Raw genomic sequence first — 18,849 nt, forward strand, 5'->3', positions numbered from 1 at the left:
CCCTGGGGTAGTTCCATCCTGAGTTGGCTGGTCAGGGGGTCTTGACGGTTGGTGGTGGTGGGTGGGAGGTCCAGGTTGGTGGTGAGGTGATCTTTGGGTTGATCGTTTGCCGTGGGTGGTTAGCGGGTGGTGTGGGTTTGGGTGAGGACGGTGAGTGCGCGGATCAGGGTGGTGGCGTGGTGGTGGTTGCCGCGTAGTCGGTCGAGGATTCGCCAGTTCTTGAGGTCGTTGAAGGCGTGTTCGTTGGTTGCTCGTTCGCGGCTGATGAGGGTGTTGACGATTGTTTGGTGGCGGGTGAGGGGTTTGCCGCGGGCGGCGCGGCGGCCGGTGATGATGGTGGGTTGGTCGTGGGGGTGGCCGGGGTGAGCGCCGCGGGGGCGAGGTGTGTGGCTGATGCCGGGTTGGTCGTCGAGGCGGGTGAAGCCGAGGTCGCAGATGGCGGCGAGGTCGGCTGCGCGTAGGTGTGCGGGGATGCGGTTGCGGCGGGCGGCGGTGATTTCCGCGGTGCGTGCGGGTAGGGCTGCGGAGGTCCAGAGCAGGTTGCCGTTGAGGTCGGTGATGGCGAGGACGAGTAGGCCGAAGGTTTTGTGTTTACCGCTGTAATGGGTGCGGCGGCGGTGTCGGTCGTGGGGGCGTTGGACCGGGATGAGGGTGCCGTCGAGCAGGACTACCTCGCTGTGGTGGCGGGCGCGGCGCAGGACCCGTGACAGGCGGGGCATCTCAGCGGCCAGGACAGCGATGACTTGCGCGACCCATCGACGGACGGTGGAGGCGGATATGCCGTTGCCGGCGGCCAGGTCGTGAGGGCGTTGGTTATGGCGCAATACCGCCAGCACGATCATCGCCGCGCGGTGATCGGACAACTTGCGCCATCGGGAACGCACCCGTGAGCGGTGCTGACGGATCGCGTTGACGACCAGGGTCAGGGTCTTCGTGGACAGCGCAAGGCTCGACTGGTAGACAAGCGGCGAGCCCTCGGCCACCGGGTTTTTGTGTGTCACGACCGAACACCCTGGCCGAGGGCTCATCTATCTTCTGCACGCCACACCGTCACCACCGGCAAACGATCACCGCGAAGATCACCAGCGGTTGACCTGCTCCATCCCCGCCACCCCCGCACCGTCAAGACCCCCTGACCAGCCAACTCAGGATGGAACTACCCCCCTGATGTTGTGCGGATCTCGACGACGAGCAGACGAGCACTCGACCGCCGGTGCCCCGCGCCTTGCCGGCGTTGTGGTTCTCAGCCGGTCGACCGACGCGCACCTGCTGCGTGGGATTCCGTCGGATAGCCTGTGGCCCATGGAATCCGTGGACGTGGTGCTGGCGGTCGCGTGCCTCGCGGTCAGTCTCACCATGGCCGTCGTGCTGCTCCACCGGAGCCGTGGCGGCACGCAGGTGCCCCGGATCTTCGGCCGTCCACAACCTCTCCCACGTCTGCGGGCCGCCATGTACGTCTGCCTGGGCCTCGGGCTGGGCGGTGGCTGGCTCGTGAAGGACCTCTTCCCACCGCACTCCACAGGCGACACGGTGCTGTTCAACGTGGTGCGGGTCCTGCTGGTGGTTGCCGTCGTCACCGCCCTGCTGAGCGCGTTGCGGCACCCGCGGTCCGTCCCCGACGAGGCCGCCCGCTGAGGCAGTGCCCGCTAGGCGCGACGGCGGACCCCGTTGGGTGCAGGCGACGTCAGTCGTTCCGGGCACCGCGATCGGGTGCGGCCATGTCGCCCGTGGCGGGCGTGCCGTCGGCCAGCGCGTACCTCAGGTAGACGGTGCCCTTCGTGCCGGCCGTCGGCGGTTCGACGAGCGTGAGGTTGGTGGGCACCTCGCCGCCGTCGAACACCTTCTTCCCGACGCCGAGCACGATCGGGTGCACCCACAGGTCCAGACGGTCGAAGAGCTTCTCGCGCAGGAGCGTCTGCACCAGGTTCACGCTCCCGACGACCTTCACGTGTTCGTGCCGGTCGCGGATCTCGCGCACCGAGCCGGCCAGGTCCGGGCCGAGCTGGGTGGACCCGGCCCACGAGAGGTCGGGCGTGCCCCGGGAGGCCACGTACTTCGGGATGCTGTTGAAGAGCGTGGCGATGTCGTCGTCCTGGCCGCCCACCTGGTGCGGCCAGTACGCGGCGAAGATGTCGTACGTCCGCCTGCCGAGCAGGAGAGCGTCGGTGCCCTCGTACGCGGCCGCGACCTGCGCTCCGGCCACCTCGTCCAGCAGAGGTGCCTGCCAGCCGCCGAACGGGAACCCCGCCGGGTCCTCCTCGGGACCGCCGGGCGCCTGCGCGACGAGGTCGAGGGTCGCGAACAGTTCGATGTGGACGAGGCCCATGCCCTGCTCCTCTGGAGGTCGATGTCTCGACCCAGAGACTAGACCGGTGCCGGAACGTGGGCCCGTCATCGACTCGCCCGGACGGTGGCGCGTCCGCTGACCTTCGCCGACCACTCTAGGACCGCCTCCCACAGCCTGACGGCCCCCGCACCGCAGTGCGAGGGCCGTCTCTGTTCAGGGTCGGTCAGCCGCCGGCGAAGCTCACCTCGGTGCCGCACTTGGCGTTCTGGTTGAGGCAGGACTTCACCAGAGCACCGAGGCGGGCCGGGTCCCAGGCGTTCATGAAGTCACCGTGCATGGACGACGGCTTGCCGGAGGAGAGGCTGAGACCGTCACCGCCCAACGACTGGTAGTTCACCATGAAGGACAGATCCGGCACGGCCACCGGGTACTTGCCGGTGCAGACCCCGTTCACCGGGTCGCCCATGTGTGACTTGTGGTCGGGCGAGTCGATGTTCTTGCCGTCCCAGCAGTCCTTGAACACGAGCTGGAAGATCAGGTTGCCGCCGGGGGCGCAGACCGGCCAGTTGCCGTCGGCGCTACGGCCGATCTCGGCGCTGCCGGCGCACCAGAACTGGTTGCTACCGGCGTTCTTCGGGGTGTCCACCTGCCTCTTCGCGTCACCCTCGACGACCCGCAGGCCCGGCGGGAAGGGCTTGACGGTGGACGGGTCCTTGACCCGCGAGCCGTAGTAGACGCGGAAACTCTTGATCGGCACGGCCTTGCCGTCCTTGCGCAGCTCCGGAACCCAGTAGGCGCTGTTGTCACCCGGGGCGTTGCAGTTGGTCGTCTCGGAGAGCAGCTTGTCGGTCGTGGTGAAGGCGTCGATCTTCGTACCGAAGAACGTGTGCATGTGGGAGGCGCCGGGCAGGCCGGGCACGACGATCGGGTCGTCCGGCGCGGAGTTGGCGACCTCGCAGTCGGTGTGGAATTCGGGGACCCGGGTGGTGCCCGGGGTCACCGTCTTCGGCGTGATCGCGTTGAAGGCGGCCAGTTCCCTGTCCCACCGCGCCTGGTCGACGGGCACCCAGCCGCCGGCCGGCGCGCTCGGCGGCACCGACGCGGAGGCGGACGACGACGGGGTGGCGCTCGGGGTGGCCGAGGCACTCGGCGACGTGCTCGGCGTGGCCGACGCGGCCGTCGCGGGGCCGAACGTGAACCAGTTCAGGTTGACGAAGTCCGACGTCGAGGTGCTTTTCAGCACGGCGAAGACGGTCTGCGGGCCGGCGGGCACGCTCGACGCCTTCGCGGCGACGGTCGTCCACTTCTGCCAGCCGCCGGTCGGGGCGATCGGGAAGGCGGCCAACAGCGTGCCGTCCTGCGCGCCGAGGCGCAGCTCGACGGAGCCACCGGCGGAGTTGTGCGAGGACACCCGGGCGGTCAGGTCGGCGCCGGTGATTGACACACTGTCGTACCGCAGCCAGTCGCCGTCGGCGAGCCAGCCGACGTTGCGGCCGCCGTCGGCGTCGCCGGTGCTCTCGGTCTGCGCGCCGGACTGCGCCGCGAAGCCCTCCGCCTGGACCCGGCCCGGGACGGAGACCTCCTCGGCCTGGGCGCCGGCGATGTAGATGCCGCTCGCGGTCAACGCGGCGGCGACCGCGCCGGCCAGCGTGAGGCGGGTGATACGACGGCGCTTACGCGCCCGGTCCGGCGGTGCGACATGCGCGGGGGGAGTCCGCATTACCAATTGTCCTTCGAGTCGACGGCACAGCTCATGGCGGAAAGAATTATGAGCGGGTCGAGGGATTCGCATCAACTCGTGGACGAAGAATTAAGGGACCCATTTCGGACGCTCCCTGGTGGCCGCCTTCTCGGCTACGGATAACAGTTTTTCGGCCTTACTTCCTTAAGTTCTCGTTAAGCGTCCGGAGTGGACCACCCTGCCGTCACCTGGCCTTACGGCACTGACGCGGTCATGCTGGCCGACGGCGCTGCGGAATGTGATTCAGTCGACGGCGGATTATCGGTAATGTGCGGCGAGTGGGGCGTTCTGGTCGGCCTGATACGTCGAAATCCGCAAGGCGACCGAAGTGTTCGACCTGGCCGCTAGGAAACTCGGCCCGGGATGCAGTCCGGTGTGCCGCAGCGGTCGGCGTCCGTCGAGGCGAGCCGACGTCAGCCAGCCGCGCAGGACGCGGTCCGCGGGCGTCCGGGCATCCCCCACGGGGTACGCCCGGACGCCCGCCACGGCCCGCGCGGTGCCGTCCGGTCAGGGCAGGATCTCGACGTACCCGTCGCTGCCGTGCACCCGGATCCGCTGCCCGTCGCGGATCAGCCGGGTGGCGTCGAGGACGCTGACGACAGCCGGTAGGCCGTACTCCCGTGCGATCACCGCGCCGTGCGTCATCAACCCGCCGACCTCCGTCACCAGGCCGGCGATGCCGACGAACAGGGGTGTCCAGCTGGGGTCCGTGTGGGCCGTGACGAGGATGTCGCCCGCTTCGAGATCGGCGTGGGCCATGTCGAGGATGACGCGGGCGCGTCCTTCGACAGTCCCGGCGGACACCGGTACACCGATCAGGGCGCCGCTCGGCACGTCGTCGCGTCGGTAGGCGCCGGTGAGGACCTCGCCGTCCGAGGTGATCACCCGGGGAGGCGTGAGCGTCTGGTACGACCGGAACGCGTCGGCGCGCCGCCGGATCAACTCGTCGTCCATTCGGTGTGTGCGCACCACCTCGTGGAACTCCTGGAACGTCAGGTAGAAGACGTCCTCCTTATCGGCGAGCACACCGGCGCGCACGAGCCGCTCGGCCTCGTCGAGCAGGGCCTTCTTGTAGACGAGGTAGCGGCTGACGATGCCGTACTTCGGGTACTCCCGATAGCCGACGAAGGTCCGCACCCGGTCGATCATCCGCTCGGTCTCGTCGGCCTTCTGCTCCCCGTCCGGCAGCGCCCGCAGGCGCGCGAGCACCTCCTGCGCCTTCTCCCGCGCCTGCTGCTCTCCCTGCGCGAAGCGCCTCCTGGCGGCACCCGGCTCGAAGAGCCGGACGTTGTCGAGGATCACCGGCACGAGCGTGCTGGGGCGTTCGCTCCACCGTGGCCTGGTGATGTCGATCTCCCCGACGCAGCGCATGCCGTACCGGTCGAGGTACGCCTCGATGGCGTCACGCGCGGCGGTCCCGCCCGGGAGTTTCGGCAGTTCGTCGAGGAATTCGTCGTCCTCGACACCCCGCAGGAACGCCACCACCTCCGGATGAGGGCGGATCTGGTCGGCGACGTCGAGCAACGCCAGCCCCATCTCCGACGTGATGTTGCCGGGGGCGGACAGGGTGAGGGTGTCTGCGGCGTTCTTCTCACCCAGCCACTCGTACAGCCGGTCGTTGAGCCACCAGGTGGCCTTCATACCCGCCATGATCGCTTGCATGGTCAGCGGCTCACCGAGGATCCGCTTGTGTTCCTCGAAGGCTTTCAGCAGGAAGTCGAACAGCGCCGTACCGCTCACCCCCGCGATGTCGCGCCGCAGGGCGGCGACGGACGCCTCGCTGCGCTCGATCAGCTCGGTCACGATGGCCGGGTCGGTCTCGATCGACGTACCGCCGGTCGGCAGCCTGGCGGGACCACCGTCACCCGGGAGCGCCGTCGGAACGAAGTCCGGACGGTCGAGGAGCGTCTGCAACGCGTCCCTCATCAGCGGATCGGACTTCCCGACCATCTCCAGGAACCCGGCGCGGCCCGGTGCGGCCAGCAACCGGGTGGCGTCGACGAACAACCTCCCGCCGGCCTCCAGCATCGGAGCCATGGCCGTCAACCGCCACATGGACAACCCCAGCGGCTTCATGGGGTCGGTCATCATCTGCTGGTGACCGACCGAGAGGTAGACGTGGTTCTCCTGGTCACCGGCCGGGGGGACGGGGAACAGCGTGGTGATCGGTCGACTCTGCACGATCAGGAAGTCGTCGTCGACCAGGCACCACTCGATGTCCTGCGGACGGCCGAAGTGAGCCTCGATCCGCCGCCCGAGCCGCACGAGCCGCACGACCTGCGCCTCGGTCAGCGCCGGCTGTTCCTGCCGCCGCGGGTCGATCGGCACCTCCCGCGTACCCCCGCCGGGCAGGGCGGCCACGGCACGGTGTTTCGCGGCCACCGCGCTGGTGACCACCTCACCGTCGCGCACCGTGAAGACGTCCGGGTTGACCAGGCCGGACACCAGGGCCTCGCCGAGGCCGAAGCTGGCGTCCACGGTCGCGACCTTCCGGTCGCCCGACACCGGGTCGGCCGTGAACAGGATTCCGGCCGCGTCCGCAAAAACCATCTGCTGTACGACGACAGCCATCTGCACCGAGCGGTGGTCGATGCCGTTGCGCAGCCGGTAGACGACGGCCCGCTCGGTGAACAGCGACGCCCAGCATCGGCTGACGTGCCGCAGAACCGCCTCCGACCCCATCACGTTCAGGTACGTGTCCTGCTGGCCCGCGAAGGAAGCCGTGGGGGAGTCCTCCGCTGTGGCGCTGGACCGCACGGCGTAGGCCGACTCGTCCCCGAACCGGGTGAGCGCGCCGGTGATCGCCGCCGCCACGTCGCCCGGGATCGCGGTCTCCTCGATGCTCCGGCGGATCTCCGCGCTGAGCGCGCCGATCGCCTCCCGGTCGTCCGGGCCCAGGCGCGAGAGTTGGTCGAGCAGCTCGCCGACCGACGGTGCCTCCGCCAGGACCCGCCGGAAGGCGGCCGTCGTCACGCAGAACCCGGCCGGCACGCGAACCCCGTCGACGCGCGACAGGGCGCCCAGGTGCGCGGCCTTGCCCCCGACGACCGCGATCTGCGTCTCGTCCACCTCCCGGAGATCCACCAGCGGTGCGAGGTCGCTGCGGCCCTCGTCCATCGACAACACACCCACGTCGTGCCCCCCGTCGCGTCCTGATGCTGGTCCGGCCGCAGATTCTGCGCCAGGACCGGGGTCTTGCCGCAAGCCCCCGGGTGCGATATACGTTAGAAGTGGCAGGGAGAGCTTTCTCCTTGCCTTTGTTTTTTTGGTCGCCCCTGTCGGTGCGGTGCAGCTAGCCGGCGAAGTCGACGCCGGCGAGCGTGGTGACGCGGTGCGCGGCGAGCTGTTCGGCCTGGGCGGTGATGGCGTCGCGCGTCGCGCCCGACAGCCGCTGCCAGGGCTGCACGGCGACCGTCAATCTCCTGCCGGACTTGCGGGGACGCCAGGTGCCGACCAGTTCGCCGTCGACCAGGACGGCACCGGGGCGGCCCAGCACCGGCCACAACTCCTTGGCGTGGGCGGCGTCCGGCACCAGTGTCGCCCGGTCCTTCGTCTGGAGGAACAGGTCGTACGGGCCGAGGAGGCGGGTGCCCGTGCCGTCGGCCGACTCCAGCGCCTGCTCGTCGGCGGCCAGCAGTGAGCGCACCTCACCGTCGACCGTCACCTCGACCACGTCGTCGGGCCAGCGCGCCTTGACGTCCTTGACCGGGGCGTCGAGATAGTCGGCCACGTGTTTCGGGGTGGCCGGGCCGAGCAGGCGAAGGTACACGCGGATGAGGTCGAACCGGTCGTCCGGTGCGGGCGCTGTCGTGAACCGGGGGATGCGCCGCAGGATCGGAGGTGAGGTGTCGAGTTGCAGTTCCAGCCCGGCCCGCACGGCGGCGAGCCGGAACGGCATCTCGTAGAGGTGGGTGGCGTCGCACGGCCGGCAGAAGCGCAGATACGGCTCGGGCAGCATCGTGGCCAGGCGGCCGGACACGTCTCCCTTGACCGTCGGCGTGGTGACGACGGCCCGCATCCGGGCGGCGACCTCGTCCAGGGCCGTGAGGTTGCCGATGCCGGCGGCTTTCAACGGTCGGGACGCGTCGTAGATGCGCTTCCCCGCGTCGGCGTCGGAGAAGGGCGCGACAGCGGTCGCCACCTTCCCGACGTCGGCCCGGCGGTAGAGGTGGGGTGCACCCCGCACGGTCCACAGCAGGACCACCTCCGTGTCGGACAACGCGGTCACGTCGACTCCGCGTACCGCGAGCGCCCATCGGGCGCCCTCCGGCCCGGTGTTCTGCACTCCGATGTCCAGGACGGCGGTGTCGGCGAGCGTGCCCGCGCCCCGGTCGAGTTGCTGTGCGTGGACGCGGAAGCGCAGCACCCGGCGGCGATCGACCATGCCTGAACCCTAGAGCGTGGCGGTCAGGCCACCAGCGAAACCCGCCCGTCGTCCAGGTCGTAGCGGGCGCCCACGACGCGCAACGCCCCCTGGTGCACCTTCTCGGAGATGATCGTGCTGCGGGCGCTGAGGGCCGCCACCTGGGCGACGATGTTGGCGCGGACCCCGTTCTCCACCGGGTCGCCGGGCTGGCCCAGCACCGGCTCGACGATCGGGCGCAGGGCGTCCACGATCGTGCCGATGTGCCCGGGAGCGGTGCCGCCGCTCTGGATGGCGTCGATGGTGGCGGTGATCGCGCCGCAGCGTTCGTGGCCGAGGACGACGATCAGCAGGCTGCCGAACTCCTCGACGGCGAACTCGATGCTGCCCAACAGCAGCTCGTCCACGATGTTGCCGGCCACCCGGTTGTCGAACAGGTCACCGAGCCCCTGGTCGAAGAGGACCTCGGGGGCCACCCGGGAGTCCGCGCAACCCACGGTGACGGCGAACGGGTGTTGACCGGCGGCGAGGCGGTGCAGGTCGGCCAGGCCCTGGTGCGGGTGCCGGCCGTGCCCGGAGGTGAACCGCCGGTTGCCGGCCCGCAGCCGACGCAGCGCCTCGGCCGGAGTGTCGACCGGGTTGTCGGCGGGTGTCGCAGCGGCTGCGGACGGGCCGGCGGCGGCTGCGCCGAGCGCGACGGCGGCGGCGCCACCGGCGGTCAGCAGCGAACGGCGGGACAGGTGGGAACGCGCCACTGTCATCTCCCTGAGGTGAGGCGACTCGCTCCCTTCCTATCAGGCCGCCGTCCACAAGGGTGGAACGCGAGGTGATCGATAGGTCACACCGACGCTCCCCGGGCCCGGGGAGGCGGCTCCCTCGACGTGGGGATCCGCCCGTCCCGCCGTTGCGGCCGACCTGTCGGAGAGCGGTTCGCAGGACATCTTCACCCCCACGGGTGTGCTGGTCGGTCTCCCGCTGCTGCTGGCCTGGACGGTCGCGTTGCCACTGGCCGGGTGGTCCTACTACCGGCGTACCCGGTCGCCACGCTGACCGGTCGGCCGCGCTCGTCGGCCCAGTTGCCAGGAGGCGGTCGGCCACGCCGCGACGAAGCCGGCGATCAGCCCGAGCTGGCCCGTGAACCAGAAGACCGGGCTGTCGGCCCGCAGCGGTGGCTCGGAGAGGACGGCGTGGTGCGCGAGCGTCAGCCACGCGAACAGCGCCACCTCGAAGGCGGTGATCGTCACCAGTTCGATCCTGACGACCGTCGACAGGGCGTGCCAGATCTTCGTGACGCTGCGACCGGGCGCGTCGGCGTACCGGAAGAGGACGGCGATCGCCACGGCCGCCAGGTAGTCGCCGGTGTAGTCGACCCACAGCGTCCTGTGGGCCGGGTCGGGCCTGAGCGCGTACAGGGCGACCTCGGCGATGACGAAGCCGAGCGCGCAGTGCGCGCCGCAGCGGGACACCCGCGTGACGACGAGCCCTCGCCGTGGCCTGCGGACCGGGCCGTCGTGCCGCCGTCGGGCGAAGACCTCGGGCCGACCCCAGTTCCAGTACAGCCGGACGGCCGCCGGGCCGATGTAGAGGACGGTCACCAGCCAGACGATCTCCATGACCCTGACCGGCTGACGGTGCCCGCGTAGGTAGGTGTCGGCGACCACGACCCCGAAGCTGACGAAGCCCGCCGCGAGCGCGGCCCAGGACAGCGCCACGAGCCAGGTTGGTTGCATCCTCGCCCCTTCCGCGGCTGGGCGCCGACCCGCCGCCCCGCAGCCGGACGTGCAGGACCACCGAGGACACCTCGGAGTTTGGCACGCCGTACCCGCCGCAGTGCGGAAAAGACGCAGGCGAGGATCGCTTGACCTTGACACAGTGGCAAGGTCTGAACTGGGGTCCGAGGAGGTGGGTTCGATGACCGGTCCGCAACAGGACACCGACACCATGAGGGCTCTCCAGGGGCTGAAACACACCGACGCGTCGGTGCGGCTGCGCGCCGCTCTGGCGATCGGCACGACCCCGGACCCGCGAGGCGTCGACCCGCTCGTCGCGCGGTGCGCGGTCGAGCCCGACTTCTCCGTACGCGAAATGCTCACCTGGGCCCTGACCCGCCACCCGGCGGCGCAGACGGTCCCCAGGCTGCTGGGTGAACTGGGCTCGGAGCATGCGCAGGCACGCAGCCAGGCGCTGCACACGCTGTCCAAGATCGGTGACGGTCGGGCGTGGCCGGCGATCACGCGGGCGCTGCTCACCGACGCCGACGACGAGGTGGCCCGCGCCGCGTGGCGGGCGGCGGTCGTCCTGGTGCCCGACGGTGCGACGGCCGAGCTGGCCGGGGTGCTGTCGACGCAGTTGGGGCGCGGCGACCGGCAGACGCAGTTGAGCCTGAGCCGAGCGCTGATCGCGCTCGGCGAGGTGGTCATCGACATGCTGCGGGCCGCGGCGACCCATCCCGACCCTCGGGTACGCGCGCACGCGACCGCCACACAGCGGCTGTGGGAGGACCCGGACGCCGGTTTCGAGTACGCGATCGACGAGGCCACGCGTGTGGTGGCGCTCGGCCCGGCGGCGGCGAGCGGGTGACCGGGTGCTGATCGGCGAGGTGGCCCGGCGGTCCGGGGTGAGCGCGCGCATGCTCCGGCACTACGACTCGCTCGGGCTGGTCCGGCCGACCGGTCGGACCGGCACCGGCTATCGCGAGTACACCGCCGCGGACATCCGGCTGATCTTCCAGGTCGAGAGCCTGCGGTCGCTGGGGCTGTCGCTGCGCGACGTCCGGCGGGCGCTCGACGACCCCGGATTCGCCCCCTCGGCCCTCGTCGACGACCTCATCCGGCAGACGCGGGACCGCATCGCGGGCGAGATGGAGTTGCTGACCCGGCTGCGTCGCATCGGTGCGACGGAACCGGCTGACTGGGGGGACGTCCTGGAGACCGTCGCCCTGCTGCGCGGGTTGGGTTCGGAGAGCGCCGGACGGCGTCAACGCGCGGCCCTGGCGTCGGTGGAGAAGGTCTCCGTGGAGGCCCTGGTCGAGGCGGTGCTCAGCGAGGCCGACCCGAACGTCGCCGGTGCGCTGCGCTGGGCTCTGGCGCAGTCCGCCGACAGCGGGCTGGCCCTGCTGGCGGAAGGGCTCCGGTCACCGGAGGCGACGGTACGCAGGCGGGCCGTCGAGACCATCGCCGAGATTCCGCACGACACAGCCACCGACCTGCTGCGCGACGCCCTCACCCACGACGACATCGTGGTCCGCCGGCACGCGGCACTGACGCTCGGTCCGCGGGGCGTGGCCGACGCGGTCCCGACGCTCGTCGACATGGTCGTGGAGGAGGCCCACGACGTCGACGCCGCCGACGCGCTGAGCGCGTTGGCGGGCGACAGTACGCTGGCGGACCGGATCACGACCACGCTCGTCGACCGCCTCGCGCACGAGTCGGTGCGACAGTCGGCGCGTCGGCGGTTGACCCAGGCGCTCGCGGACATCCCCGGAGGGGCCGCCTCCCGCGCCCTCACCGAGCTGAGCCGGGACCAGGACCGGGTCGTCGCCATGACGGCGACGTACGTCCTCGGGCTGCGCGACGCGTAGCACGCCCACGAGCGCTCGATGCCGCATGCCGGCGCCCGACTCGATCTCGACGGCCCGCCGGTACGCGGTGGTCGGTGTTACTTCCCCGGGGCGTCGTTGGCGTCGCGCAGCTTGCCCATGGTCCCGGTGAGCGCGCCGAACGCCTCGGGCCCGATGGTGCTGAGCACCCGCTCGCGCAGCGACCGGGTCGCCACCTCGGCGATCGACTCGGCGATCTCCTCGCCCTTACCGGTCATTTCGAGATAGGTGACCCGCCGGTCGAGCTCACACGCCACGCGCCGGGCAAGACCGGCCCCGCAGAGCCGGTCGGCGAGTTTGGTGAGCCCGCCACTGGACATACCCGCCTCGTGGGCCAGGCGAGTCATCGGCATCCGGTGCTTGTCCGCGCCGCGCAGGCGTAGCAGCACCTCGGTGGGGCCCTGACCGAGGTCGAAGAGATCAGCCACCTCGCTCACGATGGCCTGGTGGGTGGCGTGAAAGCCCTCCGCCACGAGCATCCACCCGTCGAGCAGGTCGTGCCGCGGGCTCGCCTCAGTCTCCATGGCAGATCCAACTCCCGGGTGAGCGCGGATGTTCCTCACGGCGCACGACCGAGCCTAGGGTGTGCGAGCAGCAAGCGGGTCATCAGCCCACTGGCCACGCCCAGCCCGATCGCTGCGGCCGTCCACCACCAGGCCCAGGGAAGCAGCCCCAGAGCCCGATCGGCGGACCAGTCGCCGGGACCGGTGAGCGCCAGCACTGCCGGCAGGATCAGCAGGACCAGCGGATACTCGTACCCGTTGTGCTGGACCCAGAGGCCGTTGCGCCACTTCACCGTGATCGCGACGGTCATCACGCCCGCCGCGATCGTCGCGGCCAGCGGGGTGAGGGCTCCCGCGACGAGCAGGAGGCCCGCAGCGATCTGCCCGAGGCCCGCGGCGGCCGCCGTGAGGCGACCGCCGCGGAACCCGTCCGCCCGGAACTCCGCCGCTCCACCCTCGATCCCGTCGCCGCTCAGGCGGTGACTGATCTTCTGGATCCCGTGCCCGGCGAAGAGAAGTCCGATGACCAACCTCAGGATGAGCAAGCCGATGTCCATCGCGATCTCCTCGGTCGTGGCGTTCGGGTGGGGCGGGTCGGTGCTCGCGCTTACAGCACGAAGCAGGTGTCGAAGATCTCGGGTGCGGCGGCCGGGGTGAAGCCGCGCTGCGCACGCCACTGCCGATGCTGTTCCGACTCGGCGACGGCCTGGCCCAGCAACTCGGCCTGCCGGGCCCCGGAGATGCTGGGCTTCACGGTGGCCTGGTAGCCGCCGAAGTAGGCGACCGGGCTCCAGGCCGGGCTGATCGTCGGCAACGCCTCGTCCAGACCCTCGTACTCCGCCGCCGCGTAGACGATGCGGCCGCCGGTGACGGTGAACAGCGACTCGATGTGCGGGATGTCCTGCTCGTCGACGGCAAAGAAGTCGTCGGAGAGGATGGCGAGATCCCCGTAGAACCCGGGCTTGAGGATGCCCTTGACGTCCTGCTCACCGGTGAGCTTGGCGCCGGCCTGGGTGTACATGGTCAACGCGGTCTCCCGGCTGACGCGGTTCTGCGGCGGGTAGATCGTCAGGTCACCGACGGTGCGACCGGCGATCAGCCAGTGCAGCGCGACCCAGGGGTTGTAGGAGGAGACCCGGGTGGCGTCGGTGCCGGCGCCGACGATCAACCCGCGGTCCAGCATGGCGCGGACCGGCGGGGCCTCGGCGGCGGCGCCGGCGCCGTACCGGCGTACGAACGCCTCGCCCTGGAAGGACATCCGGTTCTGGATCGACATGGCGCCGCCGAGGGCGGCGATGCGGTCCAGGCTGTCCTGGGAGACGGTCTCGGCATGGTCGAACAGCCAGCGGTTGCCGGCGGGGAACAGCCCTTCGGCGGCGAGCTTCTCGAACACCGCCAGGTCGCGGCGGATCGTCTCGTCATAGGTGGCGTGCAGCCGGAAACCCCACCCGTTCTCCATCAACATCCGTACGGCCTTCTCGAAGCCCGCCTCGTAGTCGGCCGCCAGCTCGGGCCGGGGCTCGGTGAAGTTCTCGAAGTCGGCCGCCGACCAGGTCAGGTTCTCGCCCGCGCCGTTGAGGCGCAGCCACTCGTCGCCGTCGCCGGGTCGGACCATGTCGATCCACCGCCGCAGGTCCTGGATCTCCTGTCCAGGGGTCTGCGGGAAGAGGTGGTAGGCGATGCGCAGCGACAGTTGACCGGAACGGGCCAGGTCGATGACGGTGCCGTAGTTGTCGGGGAAGTTCTGGAAGCCGCCGGCCGCGTCGATGGCCGAGGTGAGGCCGAAACGGTTCAGCTCGCGCAGGAAGTGCCGGGTGGAGTTCTTGAGGTCGTCACCCTGCAGGGTCGGCGCGGCGGCCAACGTGGAGTAGAGGATCAGCGCGCTCGGCGCGGCCAGCAGCATCCCCGTCGGCTCACCGTCGCGGCCGCGCACGATCTGCCCGCCCCGAGGGTCGGGGGTGGCCCTGGTGTAGCCGGCCGCCCGCAGCGCCGCCCGGTTCATCAACGCGGACTGGTACAGGTGCAGCACGAACACCGGGGTATCCGGTGCCGCCGCGTTGAGTTCGGCCAGGGTGGGCAGCCGCTTCTCGGCGAACTGGTCCGCGGACCATCCGCCGACCACTCGTACCCACTGCCCCTTCGGGGTGCGCCCGGCCTGCTCACGCAGCATCGCCAGCGCCTGCCGCAGCGTGGGAACGCCGTCCCAGCGCAGCTCCAGCACGTAGTTCAGACCACCGCGGATCACGTGCAGGTGGGAGTCGTTCAGGCCCGGAATGACCCGGCGGCCCAGCGCGTCGACCACTCGGGTCCGGGCGCCGATCAGAGCGGCGACGTCGTCGTCGTCGCCGACCACCGTGACCTTGCCGTCCTTGATGGCGACGGCGCTGGCCTGAGGGCGAGCCGGATCACCGGTGTAGACCTTGGCGTTGCGGACCACGAGATCGGCGACGTGGGTGTCGCTGATCGGGGGAAGCCCGGCCACAGGCATGGTAGCCATGGAAATCATCTCCAATGAGTACGGAGTTGGTGAGAGGCGAAATGAGAGGGATGCCGGCCCGGGGGCGCGGCGCGATCGGGACCCGTCAGCTCGCGGTGTCGCTGCGGGGTACGGCCAGTACCGCTACGGCGGTGCCGACCGTGGCGGCCAGCAAGGGCCAGCCGACACCCACGTGCCGCACGAGCAGGGCTCCGCCGAACGCGCCGGCCAGCATGGCCAGCACAGAGGCCACCCGGCGGCCCGCACGCGGATTGCTGCCACCGGCCGGCTTCGAGTCGGATGCCAGACCGGTCAACGTGAGGGTCAGCACGGTTGTGGTCACGTCCGGTACCGCGAGCTTGCGTACCGTCCCGTTGCGCAGGCCCATGGCCAGCGCCGTCAGGGCGATGAGCGCGACGATCGCGTGGCTGGTGGCGAAGGCGACGGCTGTCGCCGCGGCCAGCAGGACCAGTTCGACACCGAGGACCCAGCGCAGTTGGCGATGGGGTGTCCCGCTGCCCATGATCGTCGCCAGGCGTCCGGCGACGCCGGCGCCGAGCAGGAAGGCGGCCAGCGACACCAGCGAACCGAGCACCGAGAAGCCGGGTGCGCCGGCGGCGGCGAAGCCGAGGATGACCACGTTGCCCGTCATGTTCGCGGTGAAGACGTGGCCCAGGCCCAGATAGCTGATGGCGTCGATGACACCGCTCACGGCTGTCGCGGTCATCAGGGCCGGCAGTAGCGGCTCGCGACCGGCGGACCCGCTCGCGGCCGACGGATGGCTGAGGTTCACGTGCGTTCCTTGGTGATGTCAGGAAGCGATTGGACTCGCTCCTGCGGGAGGCGGGCTGTGGTGCGTCCCGCGTCTGCGCCGGTTGGCGGCAGTCCAGCCCGGTCGGGCCGGGCTGGACTGCCGGGGCCGAGGATCAACCTGCGGCGTGGGCGCCGATGACGGACTGGGCGTAGACGACACCGAGGCCGTACGCGCCGCCGTGCTCCTTGACGATGTCCATGACCGGCAGGTAGGTCTCGGACCGGGCCCAGTCGCGCTGCAACTCCAGCAGCACCTGGATCCAGGTCACCGGGACCGCGCCAGCGTTGATCATGCGCTGGATGGCGTGCTCGTGAGCCTGCGGGGTGACGCCGCCGGAGGCGTCCGCCACCACGTACACCTCGTAGCCCTGACCCAGCGCGGACAGCACCGGAAGCACGATGCAGACCTCGGTCCAGAGACCCGAAATGATGATCTTCTTGCGGCCGGTGGCCTTGATCGCCTCGACGACCGCGCCGTCCTCCCAGGCGTTCATCGTGGTGCGGTCGATGACCTCCTGACCGGGGAAGACCTCGGCCAGTTGCGGCAGGATCGGGCCGGAGAACGACTCGGCGGCCACCGTGGTCAGGACCACCGGGACGTTGAACGCCTTCGCCGCCTTCGCGAGACCCACGGTGGCGTTGACGATCGCGGTGCGGTCGCCACTGCCGGTTCCGAAAAACATCTGCGGCTGGTGATCGACGAAGAGCATGACCGAGTTGTCGGGGGTCAGCAGGTCAGGGCTCGGAGCGGCCTTGACGTTGGTGACATCGAACATGGCAGTTTCCTTCTTTGCTACTGGTACGGGCTGGTGCACACCGCGGGCGCGTCCGAGCAGTCCCCGCAGTCGGTTCCTGGATGCCGGCACTGCGGCCTCCTTCGGTGGTTCGGTGGGGCGATCCTTCGTCCCGGGGGTAGCAACAATCTTGCTAAGAAGATATTTCCAAGGAAGATGTTGCGGCGAGGAATTTCGGTGTGAGCTGCGCCGCTGCCCGCTGCGGCCTGTCGCAGCCGTCTCAGTGCTGGTCGGGACGGTATCGGGCGAAGGCGTCGGCCTTGCCCCAGCGACCGGGCACGTCCAGCAGCGCGATCCGCCCGAAGGTGGAGGGCAGCGCGGGGTCCACGGCCAGGTGGTCCTCGTGCGGGTTGAGGCCGAGCATCGTGCGGATGAGCAGCATGCACGCCCCGCTGGACCACGCCTGCGGGCTGCCGGCGGTCGGGTACCGGACCGGGTACCGGGTGGTGGCGCGGTCGAATCCGCCGAACGCCTCGGGCAGCCGACCCTGGAAGTAGGTGGCCGCGGACAGGATGCTCTCCGCGATGCGGCCCGCCTCGCCGGTGAAGCCGTACCGACGCAGACCCCAGGCGATGAACGAGTTGTCGAACGGCCACACGGTGCCGTTGTGGTAGCCGAGCGGGTTGTACCGGCGCTGCCCCTCGGCGAAGGTGCGTACCCCCCACCCGGAGAAGAGCGCCGGACCCATCAGGTGCTCGACGATCCGCGGGGCGCGCTCCGGCGGCACGATGCCGCTCCAGAGGAGATGCCCGATGTTGGAGGACAGGCTGTCGACGGGAGTGCCGTCGTGGTCGAGCGCGAGGGCGTAGAAACCGGCGTCCTCCAGCCAGAAGTCCCGGTTGAAGCGGTCGTACAGCGCCGCCGCCTCCTGCTCCAGCCGCTCGGCGAAAGCGGGGTCGCCCCAGACGGTACGCGCCAGCCGCGCACCCCGGATCTTCGCGTCGTAGGCGTACCCCTGGGTTTCGCAGGTGGCCCTCGGGAAGCCCGGCAGCCGCCCGTCGGCGTAGGAGATGCTGTCCCAGGAGTCCTTCCAGCACTGGTTGTCCAGGCCGGTGGCGCGGTTGCGCCGCTCGTACCAGATGTAGCCGGTGGAGGTCAGGTCCGCGTACGTGTCGATCCAGGCCAGCGCGGCGCGAGCCTCCTGCTCCAACTCCAGCACCAGCGCGGTGTCGCCGCTCCACCGCTCGTACTCGTCGAGCAGCACCACGAACAGCGGTGAGGCGTCCACGGTGCCGTAGTAGGGGGAGTGCGGCTGCTCCTCGAACGCGGCGGACTCGCCGTAGCGCAGCTCGTGCAGGATCCGGCCGGGGTCCTCCTCCAACACGTCGTCGCGCCGCGCGCCCTGCAGCGACGCCAGGATCCGCAACGTCGGCGGCGCCAACGACGGCGTCACGGGCAGGGTCTGCAGGCAGGTCAGCAGGCTGTCACGGCCGAACAGGGTCATGAACCAGGGCAACCCGGCAGCCGGCACTGTCGCGCCACCCAACGACAGTGGGGCGAAGCGCAGCGCGGCCAGGTCCACCAGGCTGCGGGCGTACACCTGTTGGAGGGCGACACTGTCGGTGTCCAGCGTCGGGGCCGCCGCGACCCAGGCCCGCACGCTGGCGGGCAGCGTGGTGTCGTCCGGGCGCTGCGCCCGCAGGGCGGCGCGCAGGTCGACGCCGTCCGGGCGCAACGCCCGCATCGCCGCCTGAAGCCGGGTGGACCACTGCTCTCCGGGGCCGAGGTGGACCGTGAACCGGAGACCCTCCGCGTCGTACTCCGCCGGTTCGGTGGCGGAGACCACCACCTCGCGGTGGTACGTGGACCGCCGGTAACCCAGGCGAAGATCGTTCGGGCCGACCTCGGTGTAGTACGTGCCGACCTTGTCACCGACGTCGAACTTGATCTCGAAGATGTCGGCGAAGTCGGCGGCCACCTCCAGGCGGATGTCGAGTTCCAACTCCCGCTCGCCGTAGTTGAAGATCGTCAGCGACTCGGTGAGGTCCGGGCCGATCCGCCGGCGCCGGATGGCGGACACGTCGGCCTGCACGTAGTCCACCGCCGCGCCCGGCACCACGAAGAACGTGACCTCGTAGTACTGGCTGTCGTCCACCGACAGCGCGGTCATGCACTCGCCGTTGACGAAGAGCATCCAGCGGGACAGGAAACGGGTGTCGGCGGCGAACAGCCCGACCGGGGCGGCGGGGGACGACTCCACATCGCCACTGGCGTCGGACACCATGAAGGTGTTCCCGTCGATGCACGACACCGTGCCCTGGATGTCCTGCATCG

General features: G+C 70.4%; 16 protein-coding genes. 3 read left to right on the forward strand and 13 right to left on the reverse strand.

Annotation, left to right across the window (positions count from 1 at the left end; genetic code table 11):
* Positions 1-119: 119 nt before the first annotated feature.
* Positions 120-1,001 carry a transposase family protein gene (locus O7616_RS19620; RefSeq protein WP_282303345.1) on the reverse strand — a complete coding sequence of 294 codons (882 nt, stop codon included), beginning with the start codon at positions 999-1,001 and terminating at the stop codon, positions 120-122.
* Positions 1,002-1,302: 301 nt separating this feature from the next.
* Between O7616_RS19620 and O7616_RS19625 the strand changes: the two genes are divergently transcribed.
* The gene (locus tag O7616_RS19625) at positions 1,303-1,635 is read left to right on the forward strand and encodes a hypothetical protein (RefSeq protein WP_282303346.1); all 333 of its coding nucleotides are present in this window, start codon (positions 1,303-1,305) and stop codon (positions 1,633-1,635) included.
* Between the two features lie 49 nt (positions 1,636-1,684).
* Here the strand turns inward: O7616_RS19625 and O7616_RS19630 are convergent, their stop codons facing one another.
* The 6 genes from O7616_RS19630 to O7616_RS19655 all read right to left on the reverse strand — a co-directional run bounded on the left by O7616_RS19630 (position 1,685) and on the right by O7616_RS19655 (position 10,121).
* Positions 1,685-2,326 (reverse strand): dihydrofolate reductase family protein, encoded by a 642-nt coding sequence (locus O7616_RS19630; RefSeq protein ID WP_282303347.1) that lies wholly within the window; start codon positions 2,324-2,326, stop codon positions 1,685-1,687.
* A gap of 184 nt (positions 2,327-2,510) precedes the next feature.
* The gene (locus O7616_RS19635) at positions 2,511-4,007 is read right to left on the reverse strand and encodes a DUF1996 domain-containing protein (RefSeq protein WP_282303348.1); all 1,497 of its coding nucleotides are present in this window, start codon (positions 4,005-4,007) and stop codon (positions 2,511-2,513) included.
* A gap of 528 nt (positions 4,008-4,535) precedes the next feature.
* On the reverse strand, positions 4,536-7,145 hold the full coding sequence (rph, locus tag O7616_RS19640; protein WP_282307673.1) for a rifamycin-inactivating phosphotransferase: 2,610 nt from the start codon (positions 7,143-7,145) through the stop codon (positions 4,536-4,538).
* A gap of 175 nt (positions 7,146-7,320) precedes the next feature.
* Positions 7,321-8,412: a winged helix DNA-binding domain-containing protein gene (locus O7616_RS19645; RefSeq protein ID WP_282303349.1), complete on the reverse strand. Its 1,092-nt coding sequence runs from the start codon at positions 8,410-8,412 to the stop codon at positions 7,321-7,323.
* Positions 8,413-8,435: 23 nt separating this feature from the next.
* Positions 8,436-9,146, reverse strand: a complete 711-nt coding sequence (locus tag O7616_RS19650; RefSeq protein WP_282303350.1) for a carbonic anhydrase — start codon at positions 9,144-9,146, stop codon at positions 8,436-8,438.
* A gap of 267 nt (positions 9,147-9,413) precedes the next feature.
* A complete protein-coding gene (locus O7616_RS19655) occupies positions 9,414-10,121 on the reverse strand; it encodes a DUF4396 domain-containing protein (protein WP_282303351.1) in 708 nt (235 codons plus the stop codon).
* Positions 10,122-10,332: 211 nt separating this feature from the next.
* On the opposite strand from O7616_RS19655, the gene O7616_RS19660 reads away from it, so the two are divergent.
* Together O7616_RS19660 and O7616_RS19665 are read left to right on the forward strand one after the other, a co-directional pair.
* Positions 10,333-10,971 (forward strand): HEAT repeat domain-containing protein, encoded by a 639-nt coding sequence (locus tag O7616_RS19660; RefSeq protein WP_282307674.1) that lies wholly within the window; start codon positions 10,333-10,335, stop codon positions 10,969-10,971.
* Between the two features lie 4 nt (positions 10,972-10,975).
* Entirely contained in the window at positions 10,976-11,971 is a 996-nt protein-coding gene (locus O7616_RS19665; RefSeq protein ID WP_282303352.1) for a HEAT repeat domain-containing protein, read from the forward strand.
* A 77-nt stretch (positions 11,972-12,048) separates the two neighbouring features.
* Here O7616_RS19665 and O7616_RS19670 read toward each other — a convergent pair whose 3' ends face one another.
* From O7616_RS19670 to O7616_RS19695, 6 genes are all read right to left on the reverse strand, one after another.
* Positions 12,049-12,513 (reverse strand): hypothetical protein, encoded by a 465-nt coding sequence (locus tag O7616_RS19670; RefSeq protein WP_282303353.1) that lies wholly within the window; start codon positions 12,511-12,513, stop codon positions 12,049-12,051.
* 35 nt (positions 12,514-12,548) lie between these two features.
* A complete protein-coding gene (locus tag O7616_RS19675) occupies positions 12,549-13,049 on the reverse strand; it encodes a DoxX family protein (protein ID WP_282303354.1) in 501 nt (166 codons plus the stop codon).
* 50 nt (positions 13,050-13,099) lie between these two features.
* Positions 13,100-14,989 carry an amidohydrolase gene (locus O7616_RS19680; protein WP_282303355.1) on the reverse strand — a complete coding sequence of 630 codons (1,890 nt, stop codon included), beginning with the start codon at positions 14,987-14,989 and terminating at the stop codon, positions 13,100-13,102.
* Positions 14,990-15,074: 85 nt separating this feature from the next.
* The gene (locus tag O7616_RS19685) at positions 15,075-15,761 is read right to left on the reverse strand and encodes a YoaK family protein (protein WP_282303356.1); all 687 of its coding nucleotides are present in this window, start codon (positions 15,759-15,761) and stop codon (positions 15,075-15,077) included.
* A gap of 133 nt (positions 15,762-15,894) precedes the next feature.
* The gene (locus O7616_RS19690) at positions 15,895-16,557 is read right to left on the reverse strand and encodes a hydrolase (RefSeq protein WP_282303357.1); all 663 of its coding nucleotides are present in this window, start codon (positions 16,555-16,557) and stop codon (positions 15,895-15,897) included.
* Between the two features lie 238 nt (positions 16,558-16,795).
* Complete coding sequence (locus O7616_RS19695; protein WP_282307675.1) at positions 16,796-18,838, reverse strand: glycogen debranching N-terminal domain-containing protein; 2,043 nt, start codon at positions 18,836-18,838, stop codon at positions 16,796-16,798.
* Positions 18,839-18,849: the final 11 nt, after the last annotated feature.

Source organism: Micromonospora sp. WMMD964 (genome assembly GCF_029581455.1).
GTDB lineage: Bacteria > Actinomycetota > Actinomycetes > Mycobacteriales > Micromonosporaceae > Micromonospora.